Source organism: Reichenbachiella sp. MALMAid0571 (assembly GCF_040151475.1).
Taxonomy (GTDB): domain Bacteria; phylum Bacteroidota; class Bacteroidia; order Cytophagales; family Cyclobacteriaceae; genus CAXBNB01.
Window position 1 is genome coordinate 1 of sequence record NZ_JBDKWG010000023.1, and the last position, 9,090, is coordinate 9,090.

The window sequence follows — 9,090 nt, forward strand, 5'->3', positions numbered from 1 at the left end:
TAGGTACTTGTTCACATGCTTTTTCAATGATTGTTTTACTTTTTTTTCATAACTTCAATTCTTATTTTGTGAACTCCGAAGTTAGAAGTTCTTTGGCATTCCCCGAAGGGCTTCCGACGAAGGAGGTTCGTTCAACAACGGCTAAGAAAATGCCTGATCGATATGGAAAAACCAATTATTTGAAAAGTGCTTAACTATTTGTCCAGTTTTTTTGTTGCAAATCCAGGCAGATACTTATTCCAAAACTCGCACGTTTCTTAGCTGCGGCACATTAAAACTGAACCGGATTACCTAATCTGACAACAAAAAAGAGGTCTAGGAGGTCAACAAATTCTAACTGAATATATATCCTGAATAAAACTTATTAAAAAGCTATTTTTTTGCTATAATCGCCGAAACATTCATTTTCAACCATTATGGGAAAAATTATCAAGCCTTCTTATCCGATTGAAATAAGTATCGGGCTTCTTATATTGATTTTTGCTTTGTCATTCTTTTTATCAGGTCAAATTTTTGCAATCCCCAGAGCCGATTTACAAGGAGATTACAGCGTCTATTTTGGAATGTTTCTGGCAAGCTTGGCAGTCCTTATTATGGTGCTGATTCTGTGGGAGGAACTATTATTCCCTGTTGCAGTTGACTTGCAAAAAGAAGAAGTGATTTTCAGAAATCATCGAACCAAATTAAAAATACAAGCATTTATCTATCTCAGCATACCTGCCATTTTTGGATTTATTTATCTTAATTATCAAATCCATGAAATTCGTTTTTATATATGGGCTGCCATATGTGTTCTTGTTCCGGTTGTTGGAAAACTGGTCTCAGGCATCAATAACTACAATGATTTTTTGAAACTGACTTCTGATGTGATAGAATACAAAAACAATAAAAAGGAAGGAGCTTTTGAAATCAAAAATATTCAGCAGATCACTCCGATTAAAGATGAAAGAGATGTCTTGTATAAGGTACAACTATCACTAGCCAATGATAGCCAGGTAACTATAGATTTGGATGAAATGGAGTTGGAAGCATTCTACGACTCTATTGAAAAATATATTACCGATAATTACCAGAGCCTGATCAAAGGAGTTTAAGATTGACAAAATTTAACCAACACTAAACTCAATCCTTTCCAGGTTCTCTTCCTGCACACTACCAACAGCATACGTCTTCTCTATGAACACTCCGTCACCGTTTTGCTCTGTATAAATGAGTGTTGAGCAGCGTGTGCCATACTTTTCTGTTTTGATAAACAATGGTGACAGTGCCCGTTCCCACTCAAGCGGTATGCCTGTTTTGGGAAGTGATGTGTCATCTGCTATTTCAGTATCCGTAAGGATTTCGAAAAGTCTGTTCTCAGAAACATCATCTTCTGAAATCGCTTTTATCAAAGCATTTCTTCCTTTTTTTAATTTCGGCCAGTTTTGCTGAAAGAAACCATTGCTCAACCCATAATTTCCCGGTTTAAGTTCCGTAATTTGATGGTTTACATTGTTGTAGTAAAACATGTTATCAGAATCACCAACCAATAGGTTGAATCCGTTGTAATGAATACCGGAGTTTTTCACCTTTCTCAAATAGGCTTCAGGAGCATCTTTAGATAGTAAATAATTTACAGTAAGCTGGCCTCTGGAGCGAGCCTTGGAGTCAATATTTTGAGGATCACGATAATTCGTAATAGCAGCAATTCTTCCATATTTTCCTATTCCAATCCAGGTACCTCCCGCTTGCAAATCTTTCCCTGCCAAAATATTAGGATGGTCCTTCCAATAAGCAGCCTTGGCAGTCGGCCTCTCGTAAAATTCATCACGATTTGCCGCAAGAACCAAATTATACTTTGGGTGTGTTTTCCACGAAAATAATATCAGACACATAGTAATTTGTAAAGGAATATCAACCGCAAATGTGGTAAAATGGTTGCAATTATTTTAATGAATTAGACAAATTCAACATTGTCAGTTGATTAACAATATAGGGTAAGAGTTTATATTAAAAACCAGATCGAAAATATTCCATAACAATACTATTATCTTCTATACTGAATTGATGCAGGCTGATTAATGTCACCACAAATTTCTCTATTTTGTTTTCCAGCCTTACCCAATTGCTCGTCTCCAATTCCACCAGATGGTTGTCCCCCTTTGCTGCATCAATCACCCAATGATTGAACCGATGGCTGGATGGATCATACTTGAGTAGGTTTTTCATAAACAATTTATCCTGCTTGAAAAACTGTAACTCCAAGGTATAAGGAAACAATTCTATGACCTGACATACAGACCCATCTACTCCCAGATAGCTTCCGGGCAAAGTGTTGAAAATAAGGTTGGTGTTTTGCAAAGAATCGGATGTGGGATATATCCTTGATGCCATGTCAATAGCCATCATAAAATATCTTTTGCAATCCTCTGCCAAGGCGTACAAGCTACTATCGGATTCAGGAAAAGAAATCTGAAGAAAATATTCGTCGGATGATGCTTTGCCATTATACGATTTCCTGATCTTTTTTTCATTCCCTATCACATTCACCTTCACCACTTTCCCCTTTGGAATCCTTCCATCACCTTGCTCAACTTTTTCTATCCTTACCGAACGCATGTCCAGTTCTGTCAACAGCACTTTCCTGTCGTAATACACATTCTTGCTTGCTCCATTTGGAATGTCAGAAGAAGAATTCTTGATGTTTATTTCGTTTGACCCGACATCAAAAAACAACTTGTTGTTCCACCATTCTCCTGTGGATTTGTTTTGGTAGCTGTAGCTCAATCGATTTTCTAACCACTCGATCGCTTCTTTCATTTTTCCTTCGTCCTGTATAGTAGCCTGAGTAAATCCGGATGATACTGAAGCAACTGACAGTACAAAAAGTATTAAGATGTTTTTCTTAAAAATAAGAGAATAGAAATACCTTCTCAATAAGTCATTGATGGCCAAATATTTTTCAGAAGTCAGGTTAATTTGGTGATGGTATTTACTCAATAGGAATATTGGCTTTTCAGGAATACTTCTGCCAAAATAAAAGAAAGGACAGCAAAGACAAAACCGAACATAAAGAAGGTATAAGCTATTCGAAGCATTTTATATTTTTTGCCCAACACAGCACCCAGAAAATAAATATCCCTGATCAGGCTGCTATAGACATAGTCAGGATCTTTTATCATTTCTTTCATCCCCCATTCATAGTCTTGCAAACTCATGCTATGGAAATTTCCAAAAAACAGAAGGTTGGTTTTTTTGTTGAGAATGTCTTGACGGGTAAACCTTCCTTCACTTACATTGGGCCTGGTAGCCAATATAGCAAAAACGATAGTAGTCAGACAAACAACAGTCATAATCATAGTTGGTGCTATCAGGTGAGGGTATTCTTCAAGTTTTCTTATCAGTACCGAGACTATTACCGATAAAATTATAGAGTTGATTGAAATCATAATGTTGGCCTTGTTATCAGCCATATTACTCAAGTCCAGGTGGTTTTTTGAAGTAAGACGAAACATCGTTTCCACTCCTCTTCCGGTTTTTTGAGTTTTTCCTTCTGAATGCTCAGGATTTTTCACTTTTTTTTTCTTGTATTGTTTCAATTTGTCTTTTGCCAACTCCAGATTTTTGGTTTTCCCTTTGGCATAGTTTTCCTTGGCATATTCAGTGAAATATTCTTGTTTTTCAAAAAAATCGAGGTTCATACTCCACCACAACTTATTGGAAAGCTCCAGTCCTTTAGAAAACGCCAACTCCTCTTTTAATTTCTCTGCCTTATCACAATATTCGCTGGAAGATAAGTGAATCAAATCCGCATCGCATAACACCTCTTCTAGCAAATTCTTCGGACTTTGTGGCATTTTTGTGGCCATGATACATCCTATTACCTGCCGGGTTTTCTCTTCCGGAAAATCATGTTCTGTGAGAAATTTTACAGCTAAATCTGTCCCTACTTTTTCATGTTCATCCATCGACTCACAATAGCCCAGGTCGTGAAACCATGCAGCTATCACAACCACTTCTAATTCGGCATCACTCAGCCCACTTCCTTCCCCAATTTCCTTTGCGGCATTTACCACATCTTTGGTGTGTTCCAAAGAATGATATACAAATTCCTTAGGCAATTTCTCATTCAGAATTTTTTGCGCATATTTTGCTGTTTCCTGAAGGATGGCAGATTCCTCTATCATGTCTGTTATCAATAAATGAACAAGTTAATAAATATAGAGTTAAACAATAACTAAATTTATTTCCAACTAAAATATGATACTCTCGTGAATAGTATCATTCATACAAAACCGTATATTTTGATTGCTATTATGCGTATCTTAATTTTATTTATAGTTTTATTAGGAACGGTAATCACATCAGCTTGTGACCCCCCCAAACGGGTCACTGCCGACAAGCTATTTTTGGTTACTCATGACAGCCTCCACCATTACAATCTCAAGGAGTACAAACAAAAGTTTTTTCTCCCTTATGCGTTAGAAGAAATTTCCGGATTATCCTATGTAAAACATGGCGTCTTAGCCTGCATACAAGACGAAGATGGGAAACTTTTTTTGTACGATTATATCAACAAAGAAATAAGCTTGTCCTTAAGGTTTTGGGATTCAGGCGACTATGAAGGTGTTGAAATCATGGGAGATTCTGCTTATGTAGTAAACAGCAAAGGGTATCTTTTGATTTTCAATTATGAAGGAAAAGAAGGTAATTTGAATACCAGAAAGGTCAATACTCCCCTGGGGAAGAAAAATGACATAGAAGGGCTGTGTTATGACAAAGCCACAAACAGCCTCGTCATGGTTTGTAAAGGAGATTCGGATATTGACAAGAAAAAAATAAGCGGTCAGGCACTCTATCAATATAATCTGGATAAACATGAATTTGTAAAAGAACCTTTATTCTCAGTGTCTAAAAAAGACATCAAAGAATTTTTAGAAACCCATAAAGACAATGCTTACGAAGAAAAAAGAATTAATTTTCATCCCTCAGGTATTGCCTTGCACCCTATAGATGGCAATTATTATATCATTGCTTCAACGGGAAAATTGATGATAGTAGTTAGTCGTGAAGGTAAAATTCATGCGAGTTATCCAATATCTCCTGGTATATTAGGACAGCCGGAAGGCATTTGCTTTGCACCAAATGGAGACCTGTTTATTTCCAGTGAAGGAGAAGGAGACAAAGGATATATTTTGAGGTTTGAAATGAAATGAATATGTCGATAGTCAACAGACAACAGCCTGTTGCATAAATTATAAGGAATGAATATAAATGCCCTAACAAAGATAGGTTCAAACACTCTGGTACGGTTAACAAAAATGTACCGTGGACTATGGACTATGGATTATGGACTATTTTTAATATTATTCCTGCTTAATACATCAATCCACTATACCTCATTTGCCCGGCAACCCTCTATTTCTCATTCTGTCTTCCTTATCGGAGATGCAGGCGAACCCGATCAGGCTGCTGAAAATTTGAGCCTCTTAAAAAGACATTTAGATGTAGCCGGAGAAAACAGCTCACTTATCTTTTTGGGAGACAATATTTACCCCGTAGGGTTGGGAGACAAAGGCAATCCTGACAGAGCATTGCAGGAACACAAGCTAAGACTACAACTGGAAGTGTCAAAAGATTACAAAGGGAAAACCTATGTAATTCCAGGCAATCACGATTGGGCAAAAGGAAAACAAGAAGGCTGGCAACATGTACTCAATCAACAGAAATTTGTAACTGATTTTTTCCAGAACAAGAATGTTTTTCAACCCAACAATGGCTGCCCGGGTCCGGTCGAAATTGAGTTGAACACAGACCTATGGCTGATCATTTTCGACATGCAATGGTTACTGCATAAGTTTGATAAGCCTGGTGAAGAAAGTTCGTGTGAGTTTAAAAATTCCGTGGAAGTACTGTCAGAAATAGACAACCTACTTGCAAAACACAAAGAAGACCGGGTAATCCTTGCCTCACATCACCCTTTGTTCAGTTACGGACTACATGGAGGAAAATATCCACTGAAAGATCACATTTTTCCTCTGGCGGAGGCTAAAAAAGGACTATACATTCCATTGCCGGTTATTGGTTCCATATATCCATTGTACCGATCTACCATTGGCAACATACAGGACATTCCACATCCCAAATACAAAGCAATCCGAAATACGATTGAAGGCTATTTAAAAAAATACAAAAATGCTGTTTATGTAGCAGGGCATGAGCACAGTTTACAGCACATTCAAAAAGATGGCATTGACTACATAGTTAGTGGATCCGGCTCAAAAGCTACTTATGTTAAAAATGGAAAGTATTCGAAATTCAGTGCTTCTAAAACTGGTTTTTCCAAAATTGATTTCATGGATGATGGTAGTATGAAAACAGAGTTTTGGATAGTGGATGAAGAATACCCCAAAGGTAAAATCGCTCATGAAAGCATTTTGTTTGAAAAGAAAAAAACGGGGATTCCCACTAAACAAAACCCTCAGCAAACTACATTTGATAAGACGGCAAAAGTAAAAGCATCCTCGCAATATGATGCAGGGGGACTAAAAAGGACATTGTTAGGAAAAAACTACCGGGATGTCTGGTCAAAGGAAATTGACGTAGAAGTTTTTGATATTGGAGTGGAAAAAAGTGGTTTAACACCTGTGAAAGTGGGTGGCGGTATGCAAACCAAATCCCTGAGATTGGAAGCAGAAGATGGCAAACAATACGTACTCAGATCCGTCGAAAAGTATGCAGAAAAAGCCATGCCTGAGTTGCTGCGACAAACCATTGCTGTCTCCATTGTACAAGATCAGATTTCGGCATCTCATCCTTATGGAGCCTTGGTTGTCCCTTTTCTGGCTGATGCAGCAGGTATATATCACACCAACCCGAAAGTTGTGTACATTCCTGATGATCCAAGACTGGGAGAATATCAGGAGACTTTTGCCAATACGCTGGCAATATTCGAAGAACGACCCGCCAAAAACTGGAAAGGAACCGGAATGTTCGGTGATTCAAAAGATTTGGTGAATACTATGGAAGTACTTGAAGAAATTCAGGATGATAACGACAATGTTGTAGATCAAAAATGGGTATTAAAATCCAGACTATTTGATCTCATAATTGCTGACTGGGATCGGCACGATGATCAGTGGAGGTGGGCAAGTTTTAAGGAAGGAGAAGGAAAAGTCTATCGCCCAATACCAAGAGACAGGGATCAGGCATTCTTTGTGAACGAAGGGATTCTACCAAAAATCGTAAGTAGGAAATGGGCTATGCCTAAAATTGAAGGGTTTAATGAAAATGTGCACTGGGCACCCGGCCTGGCCTACAACGCCCGATATTTCGACCGCTCCTTTCTTACCAACTTGTCCAGACAAGATTGGGAGCAAGCTGCCACCAAACTACAACAAAACCTGACAGACGAGGCGATTGATTTTGCCGTTCGACAATGGCCCAAAAGTATTTATGAAATGACAGGAGAAAGTACCGCCTCTATTTTAAAATCGAGAAGGGATCATCTTAAAGAATATGCATTGGAGCTATACGTGCACCTGGCAAAAGCGGTGGACATAGTCGGAACAAATAAAGATGAGTTCTTTCTGATCGAAAGTCCCAAATCAGGGGAGCTGAAAGTATCTGTTTCTAAAATATCCAAAAAGGGAAATATCCAGCATAAAATATTTGAAAGGACATTTTATGCGAGTGAAACTAAAGAAATAAGACTTTACGGACTGGACGGAGAAGACAGGTTCGACATCAGCGGTGAAGCGAATGGTAAAATAAAAGTAAGGATAATTAGTGGAGAAGGACAGGACGAAGTAGCTGAATCTACTACAAAAAGTGGATCCAAAATATTAGTCTATGACACTCCGGATACAGAAGTGGACAGTAATATCAAATCCAAATTATCAAGCAATCCGGAAATTCATAAGTATGATAGAATGTCTCATAAGTATGATGTGCTCTTTCCTCTGCTGGATGCTCAGTACAACAAAGACGATGGCATTTTTATTGGAGGTGGGTTTATGTTTACCAAACAGGGATGGAGAAAACAGCCCTTTGCTGCAAAACATAAATTCACTGCAAATTTTGCTTTTGCTACACGTGCTTTCAACATCAAATATGATGGAACATTTACCGATGTATTGGGCAAATGGGACTTAGGGCTTATTACAGATGTTCGCAAACCTTTTTTCGTCAACAATTTCTTTGGAATCGGAAACAACTCCTTCTATGATGTGGACAATCATGATATAGATTACTATAGAGTGCGGTTTGAAAACATCCTGTATCGGGCTACATTATCCACTGATTTAGGGGCACATGCCAGATTCACTTTTGGCCCGGAATACCGGGGCGTTTCTCTGGAAGAACAAAGCGGTGGATACCTTGGTGATTCCGATCTCAACACACCAGACCTGATTGAAACCAATAGAAAGTATCCCGGATTATACACTGCCCTGGAAGTAGATACCAGAGACAGCAAGCAATTGACCACACGGGGATTGTATTGGAATACCGAACTGGAGCTGCTGAAAGGAGGCAATGACCTGTCCTCTGACTATCACACTGCCCGGTCATCGGTCTCATTTTTCTACAGCTTTAAATTTCCTGCCAAAGCTACCATCGGTTGGCGGGTGGGAGGAGCACACAATTTCAGCGACCTCAATTCCGGTGAATTTTACAATGCCGCTACCCTTGGAGGCAAAGACAATTTAAGAGGTTTCCGCCGCACCCGGTTTTACGGACAAACAAGTCTCTACAACAACCTTGACTTACGGGTCAAGCTATTTGATTTTAGAAGCTATCTTTTTCCCGGGCAATTCGGTATTCTCGGTTTTCATGACCTGGGCAGGGTATGGGTAGATGGAGAAAATTCCAGCAAATGGCATGACAGTGCCGGAGGAGGAATTTACGTTGCTCCCCTTGGCCAGGCAGTCATTTCGTTCACCATGGCCTTTACCGATGAGGAAAACCTACCCGTTGTTGAACGAACCTCCTTCGTCGGAAGCCCTTCGGGGAATGCCAAAGAACTTCTAACTTCGGAGTTCACAAAATAAGAATTGAAGTTATGAAAAAAAAGTAAAACAATCATTGAAAAAGCATGTGAACAAGTACCTA

7 protein-coding genes are annotated in these 9,090 nt (G+C 38.8%); 4 read left to right on the top strand and 3 right to left on the bottom strand.

The window, feature by feature from the left end; all coding sequences use genetic code 11:
* Together AAOP42_RS00240 and AAOP42_RS00245 are read left to right on the top strand one after the other, a co-directional pair.
* On the top strand, positions 1 to 194 hold a 194-nt coding region (locus AAOP42_RS00240; protein WP_349526445.1), incomplete at its 5' end, for a hypothetical protein.
* 222 nt (positions 195 to 416) lie between these two features.
* A complete protein-coding gene (locus AAOP42_RS00245) occupies positions 417 to 1,094 on the top strand; it encodes a heavy metal transporter (RefSeq protein ID WP_349526446.1) in 678 nt (225 codons plus the stop codon).
* A gap of 12 nt (positions 1,095 to 1,106) precedes the next feature.
* Here the strand turns inward: AAOP42_RS00245 and AAOP42_RS00250 are convergent, their stop codons facing one another.
* From AAOP42_RS00250 to AAOP42_RS00260, 3 genes are all read right to left on the bottom strand, one after another.
* Positions 1,107 to 1,874, bottom strand: a complete 768-nt coding sequence (locus AAOP42_RS00250) for an NRDE family protein (protein WP_349526447.1) — start codon at positions 1,872 to 1,874, stop codon at positions 1,107 to 1,109.
* Positions 1,875 to 1,989: 115 nt separating this feature from the next.
* Positions 1,990 to 2,979, bottom strand: coding sequence for a hypothetical protein (locus AAOP42_RS00255; protein ID WP_349526448.1), 990 nt, complete (start codon positions 2,977 to 2,979; stop codon positions 1,990 to 1,992).
* Entirely contained in the window at positions 2,976 to 4,166 is a 1,191-nt protein-coding gene (locus tag AAOP42_RS00260; RefSeq protein WP_349526449.1) for a Pycsar system effector family protein, read from the bottom strand. The genes AAOP42_RS00255 and AAOP42_RS00260 overlap by 4 nt, the downstream gene beginning before the upstream one ends.
* Positions 4,167 to 4,295: 129 nt before the next feature.
* Between AAOP42_RS00260 and AAOP42_RS00265 the strand changes: the two genes are divergently transcribed.
* On the top strand, positions 4,296 to 5,195 hold the full coding sequence (locus AAOP42_RS00265; protein WP_349526450.1) for an SdiA-regulated domain-containing protein: 900 nt from the start codon (positions 4,296 to 4,298) through the stop codon (positions 5,193 to 5,195).
* A 48-nt stretch (positions 5,196 to 5,243) separates the two neighbouring features.
* Positions 5,244 to 9,029 carry a metallophosphoesterase gene (locus AAOP42_RS00270; RefSeq protein ID WP_349526451.1) on the top strand — a complete coding sequence of 1,262 codons (3,786 nt, stop codon included), beginning with the start codon at positions 5,244 to 5,246 and terminating at the stop codon, positions 9,027 to 9,029.
* Positions 9,030 to 9,090: the final 61 nt, after the last annotated feature.